The sequence below is a fragment of the Nostoc sp. DedVER02 genome (genome assembly GCF_034530675.2).
GTDB lineage: Bacteria > Cyanobacteriota > Cyanobacteriia > Cyanobacteriales > Nostocaceae > Nostoc.
This window is the reverse complement of sequence record NZ_JAVRCP020000038.1, coordinates 25,866-44,191: the sequence shown is the minus strand read 5'-3', so window position 1 is coordinate 44,191 and position 18,326 is coordinate 25,866. Positions and strand designations below refer to the sequence as shown.

Below are 18,326 nucleotides of genomic sequence, written 5' to 3'. Positions count from 1 at the left end.
AAGTTAGGAGTTAGGAGTTAGGAGTTATGAGTTTTGAATCAACTCCTAACTCCTCATTCTTAACTCCTAACTATTCCTATGCCCCATCCTCTCTACATCGCTTTTATCTGGCATCAACATCAGCCTCTGTACAAATCTCCTGGTAGTGGCGTTTCACTATCTGCGAGCCAGCAGTACCGTCTACCTTGGGTACGTTTACATGGGACTAAAGATTATTTAGATTTGGTATTGCTTTTAGAACGGTATCCTAAGTTACACCAAACGGTGAATTTAGTTCCATCGCTGATATTACAACTCGAAGATTATATTGCTGGGACTGCTTTTGACCCTTACCTTACAGCCTGTTTGACACCGGATGAACAACTCACCCAGCAACAGCGCGAATTCATTATTCAACACTTTTTTGATGCTAATCACCATACGCTGATTGATCCTCATCCCCGTTATGCCGAGTTGTATGAGCAAAGGCAGCAAAAAGGGCAAGCTTGGTGTTTAGCAAATTGGGAATTGCCAGATTATGGTGATTTGCTAGCTTGGCACAATTTGGCTTGGATCGATCCTCTGTTTTGGGATGACCCAGAAATTGCGACTTGGTTAAAACAGGGTCGAAATTTTACTTTAAGCGATCGCCAGCGTATTTATTCCAAACAGCGAGAAATTCTCAGCCGCATTATCCCCCAACATCGCAAAATGCAGGAGGCGGGGCAGCTAGAAGTTACCACTACACCTTATACTCACCCGATTTTGCCTTTGTTAGCTGATACTAACTCTGGGCGGGTAGCTGTGCCAAATATGACGCTACCTAAGCAGCGATTTCAGTGGGAAGAAGATATTCCCCGTCACTTGCGGAAAGCTTGGAACTTTTATCAAGAACGCTTTGGACAAATCCCTCGGGGTTTGTGGCCTTCGGAACAATCAGTCAGTCCGGCAATACTTCCACACATTATTAACCAAGGATTTAAGTGGATATGCTCAGATGAAGCCGTCTTAGGGTGGACGCTGAAACACTTTTTTCATCGGGATGGGGCGGGGAATGTGGAGCAACCAGAACTGTTGTATCAACCCTATCGACTGCAAACCGCAGAGGGTGATTTGTCAATTGTCTTTCGTGACCACAGATTATCAGATTTGATTGGCTTTACCTACGGTGCGATGCCAGCAAAACAGGCAGCAGCAGACTTAGTAGGACATTTGCAAGCGATCGCTAAAAAGCAAAGAGATAGTCAAAGCGATCGACCTTGGCTAGTTACCATCGCCTTAGATGGCGAGAATTGCTGGGAATTTTATCCCGAAGACGGCAAACCTTTCTTAGAAGCTTTGTATCAAAGTTTGAGCGATGAACCCCACCTTAAACTTGTCACTGTTTCCGAATTTCTGGAAGAATTTCCCGCCACAGCCACTATTCCCGGAGGGCAACTACATAGTGGTTCTTGGGTGGATGGCAGCTTCACCACCTGGATCGGCGATCGCGCCAAAAATCGCGCTTGGGATTACTTGACGGAAGCGAGGGCTATGCTCGCAAGTCATCCCGAAGCGACGGAAGAAAACAACCCAGAAGCATGGGAAGCATTGTATGCCGCAGAGGGTTCAGACTGGTTTTGGTGGTTTGGTGCAGGACACTCCTCAAATCAAGATGCCATTTTTGACCAGTTATTTCGAGAACACCTGTTTGGGATTTATAAAGCATTAAATGAACCTGTACCGCCCTATCTCAAGCAACCAGTAGAAATCCACCAAGCACAGACAAACCAGACCCCACAAGGATTTATCCATCCCGTCATCGATGGTAAGGGTGATGAGCAAGATTGGGATAAAGCTGGACGCATAGAAATCGGCGGGGCGCGGGGAACGATGCACAATAGCAGTGTCATCCAGCGACTTTGGTATGGCGTAGATCATCTCAATTTCTATGTGCGGCTGGACTTTAAAAGTGGCGCTACGCCAGGGCAGGATTTACCAACAGAGTTGAATTTGCTCTGGTTCTATCCAGAAAAAACAATGGTTAATAGCCCAGTTCCCTTGGCAGATTTACCAGATGCAGCCCCACTTAATTACCATTTCCACCATCTTCTAGAAATTAACTTGTTGACGCAATCGATTCAGTTTCGGGAAGCTGGAGACAATTATCAATGGCAGCCTCGTTTCAGCCGCGCTCAAGTAGCCTTAAATAGTTGTTTAGAGTTGGCTGTGCCGTGGGCAGATTTGCAAGTTCCGCCAGATTATCCCTTACGCCTGATTTTGGTGCTTGCAGATGAAGGGCGTTTTTGTAATTACCTGCCAGAAAATACTTTGATTCCTATTGAAGTGCCTTAAAACTCAATAAGTGAGTTGGCGCGGAAAAACCCAAGTATATTATGAAATGTAAATAGGCTTAAAGTCCTTACTAATGACCAATGACAAAGGACAAATGACAGCCTTTACCAAGTTAGCTTGAATTGCGCCAACTTATCGTTTTTAATTTGTTACCTCTGTGCCCTCTGTGTATTTATAATCAAATAAATCATTTTTAAACCACAGAGGCGCAGAGAACACAGAGACAAAAGAGATTTTTGGAGTCACCTTAAAAGCGCTAGTTCTACAGAGATTTATTTTTGCTTTTTGAATTTTTAATAGAAAAGTAGTGATGATTTAGCAAAGTTCCAGTAATCTTACTGTTATCAACGAATATTAATCGTAAGATTAGAGACATTTAAGATCGGATATCCTATACTAATGAATCGCTTTTCTCAGAAAATAACGAATTCTCAAGAGAGCATTTCACAGCAAACTCAACTTGGTCAGATGTGTGGTTCAAAGAAGCTATTCCGCGATCGCTATGAAATATTGCAAGTTCTAGGTAAAGGTGGTTTTGGCATCACGTTTTTAGCCAAAAATGCTGTATTACCTGGGAATCCTCTGTGTGTCATTAAACAGCTTTGTCCGAAAGTGACTAGTTCCCAAAGCTGGGAAAAGGCATGTGCGCGTTTTGAAAAAGAAGCAAGAACTTTAGGGCAACTCGGAAGTCATTCGCAAATTCCCATGCTATTGGACTATTTTCAGGCAAATGGGGAGTTTTTTTTAATTCAAGAATACGTACCAGGTTTAACTTTGGCCCAAGAAGTGCGGCGAAATGGGCCCAAAAGCGAAGCCTCGGTGAAACAGTTTTTACAAGAATTATTACCAGTATTACAATATCTTCATAAACATCATGTAATTCATCGGGATATTAAGCCCCAAAATTTATTGCGGTGTGAGTACGACAGGCGGATAGTGCTGATTGATTTTGGTGCGGTGAAAGAGCAATTAATTGATGCTTGTGACTCAATAAATGCAAACACCAACTTTATCGGAACTAGGGGATTTGCGCCACCAGAACAGTTTTCTCTTCGTCCAGTTTATGCCAGTGATATTTATGCACTAGGTGTAACTTGTATTTATATGTTGACTGCTAAAAGTCCTTTAGAGTTTGACTATCACCCAAATACTGGGGAAATATGCTGGCAAAAAGAATTAAATATTACCGATAGCTTCGCCAAGATTTTACGGAGAATGGTGAAAGTTACATTAGAAGATCGGTTTAAGACTGCCGAAGAAGTTATCAAAGCTCTAAGTTATGACAGCTATTTGCCTACTTTAGCTAACTGTCTAACTACCCAAAAATTAAATAATAGAAGTATTACACAATACGAAAACTATAACGAAATTCCTGATGTATATATGCCGCCAGTTGCCAGAACTGCTAGTGCTATTCGGAAATGGAGAGCGAGACTTAAGTAAATAAGGTGGCAAAATAAAGTTGAAGCCTGATTGATTCAAGTATCAAATTAACAATTAATTATGAACTATTTAAAATATCAAAAACAAATATAGTAAGCATTGTGACTACATTTTATAGTCAGTAATGCTTAATCAATCAGGGTTTGGCTTAATACTTAGTCAATTGTCGCTTGTGAATATACAAGCAAAATTACTAGGGCTAGCAGTTCAAAGAAATATTTCTATTCAGATTATTATATAATCGGAAGAATAATTAATTTTATGGCTCTCGTAGTTTTCCACAGATGAGGAAGACTGACTATTATTTACGCTAACTATATTAAGTAATTCCCCAATCCCCAGACCAGGGTTTTCTACCACAAGTAAGCGAGAGTCGATTTTCTTAAGGGAAAGTTAGGGGCAAACTTAGCCTAAGTTGTCATGCAGTCGCGCCTGTCAGATCATGATCTGCTGCTTAAATCCCGATTGCCTAAATCCCCTGAATCCCAATGGAAAGAAGTTCTGCCAAAGTTGTAGCACCCCGTTGGTGTCACTTTTAAGAAATCGCTTCCGTGTCATCCGAGTCCTTTCAGATGAGGGGGGATTTGGCAGAACCTATCTATCAGAAGATGTCGATAAACTTAATGAACGCTGTGTTATCAAGCAATTAGCTCCTAAGTTCCAAGGAACTTGGTCACAAAAAAAGGCAATGGAGTTGTTTGCCGAAGAAGCACAGCGATTACAAGACCTTGGGGAACATCCCCAAATTCCAACTTTAATAGCTTATTTTGAGCAAGATGGCTGCCTATATTTAGTGCAGCAGTTTATCAATGGCGATAATTTGTTAAAGGAGTTGCAACAGCGTAAGGGGTATAACGCGAGGGATATTCAATCTATTTTGTTAGATTTACTGCCCATCCTAAAATTTATCCACGATCGCAAAATCATTCATCGGGATATCAAACCAGAAAATATTATCCGCCATAAAAGTGATGGGCGATTAAGTCTGATTGATTTTGGTTCCTCAAAGCAATTCACCGCCAAAGTTCAGCAGAAATCTGGCACATCCATTGGTTCACATGGTTATTCCCCACTCGAACAAATTAGAGATGGGAAAGCTTTTCCCGCCAGCGACTTGTTCGGTTTGGGGGCTACCTGCTTTCATCTGCTAACGGGAAATTCACCCTTTCAGTTGTGGATGGAATCGGGGTACGCCTGGGTGAGTAATTGGCGGGAATATTTGCGGAGTCCATTAACTGCTGAATTGGATTTTGTCATCGACAAGCTTTTGAAAAAAGATATTCATGAACGTTACCAGTCAGCCGATGAAGTTCTCAAAGACTTAATTCCCAAACAACTCCTCGCGCTACCACCAGCTGGTAAGTCATCTGGAAAAATACCTGCAACTCAAGCCCCATCTTTACCAAAAAGTTATCCGTTACTGAGAGTTTTAATTTTGGTAAGTGCTTTGATTCTGTTATTTGGATTCCAAGAATCTTGGTATAAACATTTTCGCCGAATTCAAACCAGTTTAGTTTCTAGGTTGAGTCAGCACAATAATTCTGGCAAAGATGACGCGCTTTTAGGTCAACTGTCAAAGATTACTTTGGGTAAGGTTTCCTTAGCTAAGACTCTCCAAGGGCATGAAAACTCAGTTTTATCCATCGCCATCAGCCCTGATGGTAAAACCATTGCCAGTGGTGGGGGCGATCGCAACATCAAACTTTGGAATCTCGCCACGGGGAAACAAATCTCTTCACTCAACACCTATTCTCAGCAGGTTAATACGGTAGTAATTAGCCCAAATGGTAAAACTCTGGTAAGTGCTGGTGATGACAGCACCATCAAAGTTTGGAATTTGGCAACAGGAAAACAAATTCGCACTCTTACAGGACATTCTGACTCAGTTCATGCTCTAGCAATCACCGCCGATAGCGAGACTCTGATTAGTGGTAGTGATGACAGCACCATCAAAATCTGGGATTTAGCAACAGGAGAGCAAATTCGGACACTTTTAGGACATACATTCTGGGTGCGATCGCTAGCAATTAGTCCTGATAGCGTGATTCTTGCTAGTGGCAGTTTTGACAAGACGATCAAAATCTGGAATCTCACCAAAGGGTACTCAATCCGCACACTAGAGGGAAATTATCAAACAGTAACAGCTGTGGCTATTAGCCCAGATGGGAAAATTTTAGCCAGTGCTAGCCGCGATGTCTACGACGGGCGTAGGGGCGGCACCATCAAACTTTGGGATCTTGCAACTGGGAAACAAATTCGCACACTGCTAGGACACGCCAACACAGTTACAACTCTAGCTTTCAGTGCCGATGGTAAAATTATTGCTAGTGGTAGCCGCGATCGCACCATCAAACTTTGGAATTCAGCCACGGGAGAGGAAATTCTCACATTAACGGGGCACACCAACACCGTGACATCCGTAGCCTTCAGTCCTGATAACAAAACCCTTGTCAGTGGTAGTGAGGACAACACCATTAAGATTTGGCAGTTGTCTCAGTAATTGGGAATTGAGCAAGATAGTGCTGAGTGCTGAGTGAAGAGTAAGGAGTTAAAAGTTATTTAACTCCAAACGACAAATGACAAATGACAAATGACAAATGACACTAAAAAATAGTCAATCTATATTTACCGCGTTCCTGTGGATTCTTGGAAGTAACAACTATATAGTAAGTGTCATCTTCAGGCAACCTAGCTCGGTCAATTAAAGTACTGTACACACCATCCTTATCTTTGTCTCTATCGATAGCGATCGTCTGTCCTTTGGAATTTAGCAAAGCTACGTAAGGAGAAAATTCTTCATCAACACTATCTACACGAATACTTATCAGCTGATTTTTTCTTCCTTGGAAATTAGAAACATTGTAAGCGCCTCCATTTTGTTTCAAGGTTGAGCTATTGGCACTTAGTTGGCCAGCTTCATCTAAAGTATAGCTAGCTCTATCATTCCTCAAAGCTAAACTATAGCGACCAATCTCTCCAGGATCGCGGCTAGTAACTGCAATTTTGTAAGTACCGTTCTTAGGTAGCCGCGCAAAAATGAAAGCATCATCGCCCCCACTGCTTTTATCCAAAGCGCCTTTTTTGACTATGATATTATTATCTGGATCGTGTAGAAACAACAAAGGTTTTAAGCTCAAGTTATTTGATCTGCGTGTATCATTACTGCCAATCAGCCTAATTTGAACGAGTTGATTTTCTCTACCTTCAAACTCATAGAAATGAAAATATCTACCTTGAGATTGAAAGTCATTCCTACTCAAAATACCCAATGCAACATCGACAAAGTTGATCTCTTTATAAGTTGGTGTCGCAGGTGAAGAAACTGGTGCATAGGCGATATTTCGGTTTTCACTTCTAGCTACATTAGAACTTGGCTTGCGACCTCTGCCGGAGCCACCATTAGAGCGATTTGAATTAGAAATTCTACTTCTAGACGATCTAGATGCGGAGCTAGTATTACTAGAACGATTAGAATTTGAGTTAGAAGTCCTGCGTCTTGATGGTCTAGAAGTATCATCATCATTTGAAGCGTTGGAGGTTCGCCGGGAAGTTTCTGTATTAGAAGATATACGACGATTCTGTATTGGCGACTCAATAGATGTCTTGCGTCTTGGAGCTATTGAGGCTTGAGTAGCAGCAGGGATTTGTTCAATTGCTTTTTTTACAGCTTCTGGTTGTCTCTCATCTGGTGATTTAGCAATTATAAAGCCTTGAGAATTTTGAGGTTTTCCCAAAGCACTTATGGGTAGCAGGTTGCTTGTAATTAACAAAGTACTACTCAAAGAGCAAATTAGAATATGGCTTAATTTGCGACGATAGTTTTTGATTTCTAATAGCATAATTATGCTCCTAGTTTTGCTGATGATTTGATATTTATATAGATAGAAAAAGTGTGATTCAATAAATTTATATTTTAATTCAAGCTACTAATACACTAGGGTGAAAATTTACATAATTTCAACAAGGTGACTTTGCCCGGAGTCTTATTTGAGATTTTAGCTGGATTTTGCCAAGCTCTACTAGAGTAAATATCAATCTTGTAAGTATATACCTAGCTACAAACTGAAATTACCACTTTTCGGATTTTTGCCAATATATTTTTGTTTTGCCAAATTGAGCTAAATGCTGCCAGACTACTAAATCGAGAGGATTGCTAGAGGAAAAAGTATTAATCAAAACTTTCATTCTGGATCGTCGCCCAGTTTCATATTAGGAATTATATCGAGCAGAAAGTGTTACAAGATATAAAGCCTTGTTGCCGGAATTGACCACTTTTAAGCGTGCTTTATTCCTGCCTCATACCTCTTGAAGCCAATCAATTATTTAAAAGGTAAAAGGTATCGCTCAAGTACAACTTTTTTCCAATTCTTTTTTCAAATTATTTAAATTGTTGAATACCTGACGAGGTAAGGGAAGTGGGGATTTGTATAGTATCTCAGTGATATTGACTAACAACAGAGATTATACTGCATGACTTAAGATGAATATATACTCCTTGAAATGGATTCCCAGTATGCTCTGTTGTGTGAATCCCGATTGCCAAAAACCCCTAAATCCTGATAAAAACAACTATTGCCACAGTTGTAGAGCAGAACTAATACCTCTGCTAGGAGGTCGTTATCGTCCCACTCAAGTGTTGTCAGATGAGGGCGGATTTGGTAGAACCTATTTGGCAGAAGATGTACATAAGCTGAATGAATGCTGTGTTGTTAAGCAATTCGCACCAAAACTCCAGGGAACTGGGCCACTAACAAAGGCTACTGAACTATTTAAACAAGAAGCGAGCCGCCTGCAAGAACTCGCTGAACATCCGCAAATTCCAACCTTATTGGCTTATTTTGAGCAAAATGGTTATCTGTTTTTGGTGCAGCAATTTATCAATGGGCATAACTTGCTTAAAGAATGGGACAAGCGGGGAAACTATAGTGAAATAGAGATTCGGGAACTTTTGCTAGATTTACTGCCCGTACTGAAGTTTATCCACGTGCGGGGAGTGATTCATCGGGATATCAAACCACAAAATATTATTCGCCGTAAAAATGACGGGCGATTGGTGCTAATTGATTTTGGAGCTTCCAAGCAGCTGACGGCAACAGTGCAGACTAAAATGGGCACTGTTATTGGCTCACATGGTTACACTGCATTGGAACAGATGCAGGATGGCAAAGCTTACCCAAACAGTGATTTATTCAGTTTAGGGGCGACTTGTTTTCATCTCCTGACTGGGGTTCGCCCATCTCAACTGTGGATACAGCAAGGCTATGGTTGGGTTTCATCTTGGCGACAATATTTAATCAGTCCAGGTAGGGATGAGATTTCTGTGTCTATAGAGTTGGGTGAAGTTTTTGATAAGCTGTTGCAACTAGATATCCAAAAGCGTTACCAATCGGCTGATGAAGTCATCGCTGACTTGACAGGGTTATCACCATTGTCACCATTGCCCGTAACTGTACTTACACCAACATTCTCATCTGCCCCAGTCAATAAAGGGTCAGTTTCATCAAAACTAAATAATACGTTAAAAAGTCAACTGCTATTAATTTCTAGCATTTTAGTATTGGGATTGGGGGGAGTTTGGTATTTCCAGACTCCAAAGAAGGAATCTTCTCAGCCGATTCCTCAGCCAATTTCCCAGCCAATTCAGCCCGCAAAAAACGTCTCAGAAAATTATTTTCAGCCCAAACCTCTTAAGGGGCATTCCAGCGATGTGAATTCTGTAGCTTTCAGTCCTGATGGCACAACCCTTGGTAGTGCCAGTGATGATAAGACAATCAAGTTATGGAATCTAGCCAGTGGAAAAGAAATTCACACTTTAGAAGGACATTCCAATTGGATTTGGACTATAGCCTTTAGTCCTGATAGCAAGATCCTTGCCAGTGGTAGTGCAGACAAAACAATCAAATTGTGGAATCTGGAGACAGGAAAGTTAATCCGCACCTTAGAGGGAAATACTGATGGAGTTACTTCTTTAACTTTTAGTCCTGATGGCAAAACTCTTGCTAGTGGTACTGCTAGTAAGGATATGAAAATCAAACTATGGAGTCTGGAGACAGGAAAGTTAATCCGCACCTTACAGGGACATACTAGTGGTGTTTCATCTGTAGCTTTTAGTCCTGATGGCAAAACTCTGGCTAGTGGTAGCTGGGATAAGACAATTAAATTGTGGAATCTAGATACAGGAAAGGAAATACGCACTTTACAGGGAAATGCAGAGTCGATTCTTTCAGTTGCTTTTGCTCCCGATGGTGTCACCCTTGCCAGTGGTAGTAAAGACAAAACAGTTAAATTGTGGAATCTGAAAACCGGAAAGGAAATCCGCACCTTAAAGGGACATAATGATAAGGTTAATTCTGTTGCCTTTTTGCGCGCTGGAACTCAAAATAACCTTACTCTTGTCAGTGGTAGTAGTGACAAGACTATTAAACTATGGAATCCGTCAACAGGAAAGGAAATTCGCACTTTAGAGACGGGTTCTGGATATATTTATGCGATCGCCATCAGCCCTGATGGAAAAACTATTGCTGGTGGTGGAAGTGGTGAGAACATCCTCAAGATTTGGCAGACGACTCAATGAAAAGTGCAGCAATTGCTAAATAACACAATACAAATTTAGCCATGAAACTCTCATATAAAAGTGCAACGGAAAATTTATCAAATCATCCCATATTTATTTACTCAGCAAACCTTCTGGTATCGATATTTTTTGATGCGATCGCTAACCTTAGTGTTCCATAAGTTGCCATGCACATTATTATAATGTATACCAAAATGCTTATTTGCTTTATCCCAAATGCAACTTTAAGCAGATTTATATTTGCAGCTAAAGATTGATGCTAGCGCTGTTAAAACTTAATAAGCTTTAATTATTACTTGCAGCAATTCAATTGAGGAATGCGATCGTGAAACGCTTTAATGTTTCCAAAATTCTAGGAAGTACTGTTTTAGCTTTAAGTTTGGCTACTTTGCCCACAGTTTTGCCCGCTTCTGCTCAGACAACAAGCACTTCTGATGGTACCACTACTACTACTACAGATAACACTTCTACTGACAGAAATTACCGAGATGGTGATTGGGGCTTGCTGGGCTTGCTCGGTTTATTTGGCTTATTTGGTCGCAAGAGTCGCAAAGCCGATGATAATGTAGGTTATCGCGATCCTAATGCGGTAGGCTCCTCTGGCTCCCGTTCTAACTATTAATAACGAGTTGCGTTCTAATTTAGTGTAAATACTAAAGATGATTATGGGTAAAGCCTGCATTGGCAGGCTTTGTTTGTATGTTTATGAGAAGAATTCAGAACTCAGGAGCCAGAATCCAGTATCAATTCTGTAGGGGTGGGTAACGAATAGAGGTTTTAACCGGGCAATTCTACAAGACGCTACCGCGAACGTTTCGCTACGTGCTTTCGCCCGAAGTCAAGCGAAAAAATAAAAATATTCTCGCCTTAAAACTCTATCCCTTTATGGTTAGAGTATTGTAAATTCTGTTAGCGGTAGCGAGGCGTTTAGCCCGTTCTGAATTCTGAATTCTGACTTCTGTATTATATAAATAGCATATTTCGCTCGGCTGAAATCTAAGCTTACTCATAGCTTTAAGACATAATATCGTCAACAACAGTAATTATGATAATATTCTTTATGTGTTCATAATTTTAGCTGGAAAAATATCAAAATCTATGCTCAAACCTCAAACAGTGGGTTTAATATAGGCTAGGTTTTTTGTTGTCAAACATGTGTCCCTAACTACAAAGTTATGATTAATATTTTTTTCCTGCTCATACTATTTTCTTCCCTTCTAGGGCGAATTAAATTTCCTGGACTCAATATTGGTATTCATTATTTATTACTTCCTGCATTTAGCCTTGGTGTAATTAGTTTATCTGTAAAATCAATCCCAGAACTTTTAAAAAAGCATAGAATCATTTTGATATCTATGGCTCTAATTTATTCTGGAATGTGGGTATCCTCATTGATTAGCCCATTTCCAAGTACAGCTATTACTTACAGTATAAAATATACTACTTACTTCATAGTATTTTTTGCTTTTTTAGTTTTAACTTTTAAAAAATCACAAAAATCATTTTTAATATTTTATTATCGTTGTATATTGTATTTATTACAAATAATTGGAGTCTTTGGTTTTTTAGAAGCTTTATCTCCCGATAATTGGATTTTTAAATTATTAAAATTCCCAAGTTATTATCCTCAAATTGGTTCAATCATGCAAAACCCTAATCAGTTTGGGGTAATAATTTCTGTTGGATTATGTTTAAGCTTGATTTTAGAAAAGCAGAAAAATATATCTAAGCTGGAATTATATATAAGCGAATTTATTTTTCTTATTTCCCTAGCTTTGTCTGCTAGTAGAAATTCTTGGCTAGTTTTTATTCTCGGAATGTTTCTTTTACTAATATATAAAATTATTAGTATTAGAAAAATGATTGTGATCTTAAGTCTTTGGCTTTTATGTATTATATCCATACCTGTATCTACATATAGAATTGGTTTAGGAAATAGTAAAATATTTCCCCTAATTAATTTATTTTTAAGCAATCCCAGCGAAATAGTGCTTCCTAGCCCTGTAGGTACAGCCTTATCAAGGTTTGCGCTTTGGCACGCAGCTATTATTGAAACTATTAAAAGACCGATAACTGGTATAGGTGTAGGAGTTTTTGCAGAACATATAGGAGTGAAAGTTTTTGGAGTGAAAGGTTATCACGCCCATAATATATTTTTAAATGTATTAGTAGAACAAGGCGTTATTGGATTATTCCTATTTATAAACTTTTTAGTACAAATAGCATCTAAAGTTAAATATGCTAATCCTGTAATTATCATTCCGATTATTATGTTTTTAGCATCTCAATTGCCAGATGTTTTTGTTGAAGACTATACTTTCACAACTATTGAGTTTTATTTTTTGGCAGTAGCTATCAATTCTCCAAAAAATGTTGTCATGCAATGATAAACTGAGATTATTTACTATGTTCAAAATACCTGCAATAAATAAAGGTCATTTTCACTTAATATTTCCGAATATATTTGATTTTAAGGGAGGTATTCAAGTTTACTCAGCGTTTTTGCTCAAAGCATTACAAGATGTATATCCTGAAGCTGATTATGATGTATTTCTCAAGTATGATAAGCAGAATTTAAAAAAACAGCAAAACTTGCAATTTTTAAGTTCAACAAAATTTCATTACTTTGGAAATTTACCAAAATTATTGCAAACAATTTTATTTGCTACCACAATAATTATCTTGGCTATTTTCCAGCGCCCTACTGTAGTCATATCAACTCATGTTAACTACGCTACTGCTTGTTATATTCTAAAACTTCTGACTGGGATTCCTTACTGGGTAGTTGCTCATGGCTTAGAAGTTTGGGAAATAGAAAGCAATTTTGTAAAACTAGCATTACAAAAAGCAGATAAAATTATTAGTGTTAGTAACTATACTCGCCAGCGTTTACTTGAAGACAAAAATATCGATCCAGAGAAAATATTTGTTTTACCTAATACATTTGATGCCAATCAATTTAAAATAAATCCTAAACCCAATTACTTACTCAAGCGATATAACTTAACAGATGAACAGCCTGTAATTTTAACAGTAACGCGCATGGGACGTATGGCAAAATACAAGGGTTATGACCAAATCCTTCATGCTTTAGTTAAAGTACGGTTGTGTGTCCCTGATGTTCATTTTATTCTCGCAGGTAAGGGAGATGATATACCTAGAATAAAAGCTTTAGTTACTAAGTTAAATCTACAAGATTGTGTGACTATTGCGGGATTTGTACCAGATGAAGAATTGTGCGCTCATTACAATCTCTGCGATGTTTTTGCTTTGCCTAGTAAGGGAGAGGGATTTGGAATTGTTTATCTAGAAGCTTTAGCTTGTGGTAAACCTGTATTAGCAGGTAATCAAGATGGTTCTATAGATCCCTTGGCTGAAGGTAAGTTGGGATGTTTGGTCGATCCTGATAACGTTGAAGAAATAGCCGATAATCTAATAAAAATCCTACAAGGCGATTGCTCTAATCCAGTAATTTACCAACCAAAATACTTGCAACAAAAAACTATTGATGCTTTTGATTTTAATCAGTTTCGTGCAAGTTTAGCGGATCTAGTTGCTGGGCATTAGTTTAATTTAAAAGAAAATGGAAGATTCAGTATTTGTTATATTTCTTTGCTTTGGGTTTATTTGGGTTTTGATGGGAGTTGTAGGTTGGATTGCGTTTCTAAAATCTGAAGGTGAGGAAATTAAGTTTGGTAAGTGGGGATTGATTGTTGCTATTCCAATCTTAATACCAATAATTTTTACTTTGCTTATTGGCATATTCTATCATCAATAAGCAAGTGAGTATTTTACTTATGAATTGCACCCCTAACTAAAATTACTGTACTTTCTACACCAGATGCGATCGCTTCTGGAATATTACCTTGAATCGCCTGCTGCAATAATCCCTCGCGGGAAGCTCCTAAAACTACAACATCGTAACCTTCGGTTTTCACTAGGTTAATCACGCCTTCAGCCACTGAATCAGCTTGTACTGGGAGCGCAACTATAGTACTGGATAATTTTCGCCGCCGCATCAAATGACGAATAGCTTGTTCTGAAATTGACATATCGGGCTTGAGTTCAGATGGCTTAAACACCTGTGTCAAACGAATTTGCGGATCGTTTCCCAATGTAATTAAAGCAGGTAACAACTTAATCGCTAGCGGGGAATTGGGGCCACCAGCCATTGGAACTAGCCAGCGATTGAACTGGGGGCTGGGGGCGATGGGGATTGGGGACTGGGGGGTTTTGCCTAATTTTACTAATACGACTTCGCAGGTGGCTTGGCGAATTATGTTGTCTACAACGCTGCCAAAAATCCGACCCGGAGTAGATGTGTTACCTTTCCATCCCATTAAAATTAAGTCAATGTGTTTTTCGTTGATTGTCTCTAAAATTGCCTGGGCGACATCGTGGGTAACTCGAATCTGCGTGTGTAAGGGAATTTTCCACTTTTTGGCTAAAACTTCCGCCTGTCTTAGCAAGCGGCGACTTTTTGCCGTTCTTACCTGTGTTTCTGATGGGGAACTGTGACGGGGTATGAGCATCACTTGTACGCAATCTATTTCATAATGGCGATCGCGGGCAATAGCTGCTGCCATAAGTAATAAAATACCTGCGGTTTCGGGATTAGCAATTGGGACTAGTAATCTACCGCTACCGGTGCTAGGCGATCGCGTTTGGTAAACTATGTATGAAGGTTGTGGTTGCAGTTTAGGTGTTCCATTTTCACAATTGAGATGATCTGCTTCCGCCCGAATAATATCTGCACGGGTAATAATCCCAATTAATTTTCGGCCATCTACCACTGGTAAGCGACTGATTTGATAGCGATCGAGTAAATACAATACATTGCCCAGAGTGTGAATTGGTGTCACTGTCATCGGGACAGGTGTCATAATTTCTTTTAAGAAAATATCATTGGCTAAATTGCGATCGCGTATTTTCAACAAATCTGATTGCGTCACAATCCCCACTAACTTGCTATCTTCTACCACAGGGAAACCGCGATGATGGGAACGAGCAAAAGCTTGCATTGCTTCTTCCAAGCTCATCTCTGCATCTAGAGTTTCTACCCGTTCTTGCATTACATCTTTTGCAGTTAATTTAGTTAATGTCCCTTCCATAGCAACTTGTTTAGCGAGAGTAATACCTTTTAACTCCAAAAGTTTTTCATAAAGTGAACCAGGCACTACCTTATCTGCAACCAGGTAAGCTGCTACAGAAACAATCATCAGAGGTAGCACTAGATTGAAATCTGTAGTCATTTCAAACACAATCACAATCGCAGTGATTGGCACTTTGGAAACGGCACTAAAAAATCCCCCCATCCCCGCTAGGGCGTAAGTAGTCGGAGAACCAACTCCCGTGATATATAACTCAGTTACACCGATGATGTGTCCTAAACAAGAACCTAAAATTAGGCTGGGAGCGAATAATCCTCCCGGCGCTCCCGAACCAAATGCGATGAGTGTGAGGATGAACTGGGCGGCAAAAGCGATCGCTGCAACTGTAGGCTGAGAACCTCCAGTAATTAAAGATTCCCGTAATCCCGTATTATCACGGAATGAAGGAGGGAGCATAGCCACGACAACACCAGAAATAAATCCAGCTAAAGCTACCCGTAGCGGTAAACTAATGTGTAATTTTCGATAAAATTTAATACTAAATATTATGCCGTGATTAAACAATGCACCCAGCAACCCTGCCAAGATACCTAACAGTACGAAAAAGGGAATTTCTGGGATAGAGAATTGGCTGGAAGATTGGGTTAATTGCAGGTTAAGGTCAAAAGAGCCACCACCTAAGAGTCGGGATATTACCCCACCGATAAAGGAGGCGATAATGGCAGTTCCCAGAGTCAATCCTGATAAATCTTGGAGTAATTCTTCAACGATAAACAACACACCTGCGATCGGCGCATTGAAAGCAGCAGCTAAACCCGCACCTGCACCAGCTGCAATCATTTGCCGTCGATGATCTGGAGAAGTAGGAACCCAACGACTCATCCCTGCTGCCAAACCTGCCCCCACTTGGACAGTAGGCCCTTGCCGTCCTAGAGTCATACCGGAACCGATGGCGATGATGGCACTGAGTAACTTCACACCTGCTACCCGCCAGGATAACGTCATCGGAACATTTGCAAGAGTTGCTTTGACTTGCGGAATACCGCTACCAGCAGCCTCTGGTGCTAATCTATCCACCATCCATCCAGCCAGAAATCCCAGGACAAGACCAATTACAGGTAGTGTCAGCCATGCCGGGAAAAGATGAGTAGTATGGACTCGCCATGTTCCTAGCCATCCCGATCCTACTTTCAGGAACACAGCTGATAGAGCAGCAACCAAACCGATAACACAAGCTTCGGCGATCGCTAAACCTCTTCTAGGCTGCCACCAGGTACGAAAACGCTGATTCAGAATAGGAAGAGACATGATTTTTGGGAATTAGGGCAGGGGGCAGGGGGCAGGGGGAATAGCGTATAAGGCTTTGAACTCCATTAATGAACCTCTGAACTTCATTTTTCTACCTCAATGCCCAATGCCCAATGCCCAATTCAATTACTTCTCCCCGTAGTAGATAGTCCTTCTACTATTAAAGATGGAGTATAACAAGAACCATTCCAATCACCATCATTACCCAGTGCAACTAATTGCTTTAGGGCTGTGTAAACATTACCTGCAACCATAGTATCTTTAACACGCCCAATTACTTGACCATTTTGGACGCGGTAGCCCAAATCGACATTGATCGAAAAATCTCCAGAAATACTGCCGCCATCACCCAGCATTTGATCCACAATTAAGCCATCATCGAGTTGTTGAATTAAATCTGGTAGCGATGCCGAACCTGGCTGAATTAGAAAATTAAATAAACCAGGGGTGGGATAGCTACCTAAACCAGGGCGAAAACCATTTCCAGTAGTGTCAGTGCCTAGTTGACGACCGGTAGTGCGATCGCCATAAAAATTCTGTAAAGTCCCGTTTTGGATAAATACTAAAGATTGAGTCGGAGTCCCTTCATCATCAAACGGACAACTGTAAGGGCCAGCTTCTGGATCTTGGTAGAGAGTAAGACTGGGTGCAACTACTGGCTTACCTAAACGTTCTGTCCAAGGTGAAGCTACTTCTAAGACTTGCTTGCCATTCAAAGCGGCTTGCACAGTACCCCAAAGCATATCGGCGGCTTTAGAAGTGAACAAAATCGGCACACGACCAGTAGGGGGTGAGACATTTTCTCTGGCCCAAATTAACCGTTGTAAAATTTGGTTAGCTAATCTCTCAGGGTGGAGTTCCCCCCGCTTAGTTTGACCATCAGCAACACTTAAAAAATCATCGCCACGTACCCATTCTGCTGATATATAGCAGTTGAGGGTAGTATCAGTATAATGACAATCTAAACCTTTAGTATTGACTATTCTGGTAGTTTCAATATCACATTCCCAGTCACCATTGCACACAACATCAGGATAGCTATCACGGATGAGGGCGATCGCTTCTTTGCCCCAGTCTACCAAAATCTCTATCGGTACACTTTCCCCTAAATCTGGGTAAGAGGGCTGAAAGTTAGAGCCTAATTCTACAGTTTCCGGTTCATTCAGTTGACTTAATGCCAGAGCTTTTTCCACCATCACTTCGGCTAAGACAAAACCGTAAGCTACCGTAAGTCCCGGACGACCATTTCGCCAAAGCCTTAGTGCTGTACCTTCAGATTGATTGGTTTCTAGCTGTTTGAGCCGGTTTGCCTCAAAAAACACTGGACGAGAAAGCGATCGCGACTGATACACCTCAGCTGCTTCTGCTCCAGATTTTATAGCTAGTTCCAGCAACTGTTCGGCTAGTGTATCTTGTGACAAAATTTCAGAACCCATGACCCTTAGTGAATGGTGGATTTTGAACCGCATATCAGCGCACATTCCAGAAAGTGCGATCGCTAAAAGTCGGTGATCGGGCTTTCTGCTGATGGACGCAGACAACTATCCAAAAATCATCAGCGTTTCTTTACAGTTACG

Annotated in this window: 11 protein-coding genes; 8 read left to right on the top strand and 3 right to left on the bottom strand. The window is 40.4% G+C overall.

Features of this window, described 5'->3' with window-relative positions:
- Positions 1–78: 78 nt before the first annotated feature.
- The 3 genes from RMZ41_RS26310 to RMZ41_RS26300 all read left to right on the top strand — a co-directional run bounded on the left by RMZ41_RS26310 (position 79) and on the right by RMZ41_RS26300 (position 6,256).
- A complete protein-coding gene (locus tag RMZ41_RS26310) occupies positions 79–2,313 on the top strand; it encodes a glycoside hydrolase (protein ID WP_322644827.1) in 2,235 nt (744 codons plus the stop codon).
- 399 nt (positions 2,314–2,712) lie between these two features.
- Positions 2,713–3,756, top strand: a complete 1,044-nt coding sequence (locus RMZ41_RS26305) for a serine/threonine-protein kinase (RefSeq protein WP_322644828.1) — start codon at positions 2,713–2,715, stop codon at positions 3,754–3,756.
- 442 nt (positions 3,757–4,198) lie between these two features.
- Entirely contained in the window at positions 4,199–6,256 is a 2,058-nt protein-coding gene (locus tag RMZ41_RS26300; protein ID WP_322644829.1) for a serine/threonine-protein kinase, read from the top strand.
- A 103-nt stretch (positions 6,257–6,359) separates the two neighbouring features.
- On the opposite strand, the gene RMZ41_RS26295 is transcribed toward RMZ41_RS26300, so the two are convergent.
- Positions 6,360–7,595 carry a pre-peptidase C-terminal domain-containing protein gene (locus tag RMZ41_RS26295; RefSeq protein WP_322644830.1) on the bottom strand — a complete coding sequence of 412 codons (1,236 nt, stop codon included), beginning with the start codon at positions 7,593–7,595 and terminating at the stop codon, positions 6,360–6,362.
- 674 nt (positions 7,596–8,269) lie between these two features.
- On the opposite strand from RMZ41_RS26295, the gene RMZ41_RS26290 reads away from it, so the two are divergent.
- From RMZ41_RS26290 to RMZ41_RS26270, 5 genes are all read left to right on the top strand, one after another.
- Positions 8,270–10,330, top strand: a complete 2,061-nt coding sequence (locus tag RMZ41_RS26290; protein WP_322644844.1) for a serine/threonine-protein kinase — start codon at positions 8,270–8,272, stop codon at positions 10,328–10,330.
- A gap of 325 nt (positions 10,331–10,655) precedes the next feature.
- On the top strand, positions 10,656–10,952 hold the full coding sequence (locus tag RMZ41_RS26285) for a WGxxGxxG family protein (protein WP_322644831.1): 297 nt from the start codon (positions 10,656–10,658) through the stop codon (positions 10,950–10,952).
- 553 nt (positions 10,953–11,505) lie between these two features.
- Positions 11,506–12,717 carry an O-antigen ligase family protein gene (locus tag RMZ41_RS26280; protein ID WP_322644832.1) on the top strand — a complete coding sequence of 404 codons (1,212 nt, stop codon included), beginning with the start codon at positions 11,506–11,508 and terminating at the stop codon, positions 12,715–12,717.
- Between the two features lie 19 nt (positions 12,718–12,736).
- Entirely contained in the window at positions 12,737–13,897 is a 1,161-nt protein-coding gene (locus RMZ41_RS26275; protein WP_322644833.1) for a glycosyltransferase family 4 protein, read from the top strand.
- A 16-nt stretch (positions 13,898–13,913) separates the two neighbouring features.
- On the top strand, positions 13,914–14,108 hold the full coding sequence (locus RMZ41_RS26270; RefSeq protein WP_322644834.1) for a hypothetical protein: 195 nt from the start codon (positions 13,914–13,916) through the stop codon (positions 14,106–14,108).
- A 13-nt stretch (positions 14,109–14,121) separates the two neighbouring features.
- Here the strand turns inward: RMZ41_RS26270 and RMZ41_RS26265 are convergent, their stop codons facing one another.
- Positions 14,122–16,749, bottom strand: coding sequence for a chloride channel protein (locus RMZ41_RS26265; RefSeq protein WP_322644835.1), 2,628 nt, complete (start codon positions 16,747–16,749; stop codon positions 14,122–14,124).
- Between the two features lie 122 nt (positions 16,750–16,871).
- Positions 16,872–18,185, bottom strand: a complete 1,314-nt coding sequence (locus tag RMZ41_RS26260; protein ID WP_322644845.1) for a TldD/PmbA family protein — start codon at positions 18,183–18,185, stop codon at positions 16,872–16,874.
- Positions 18,186–18,326: the final 141 nt, after the last annotated feature.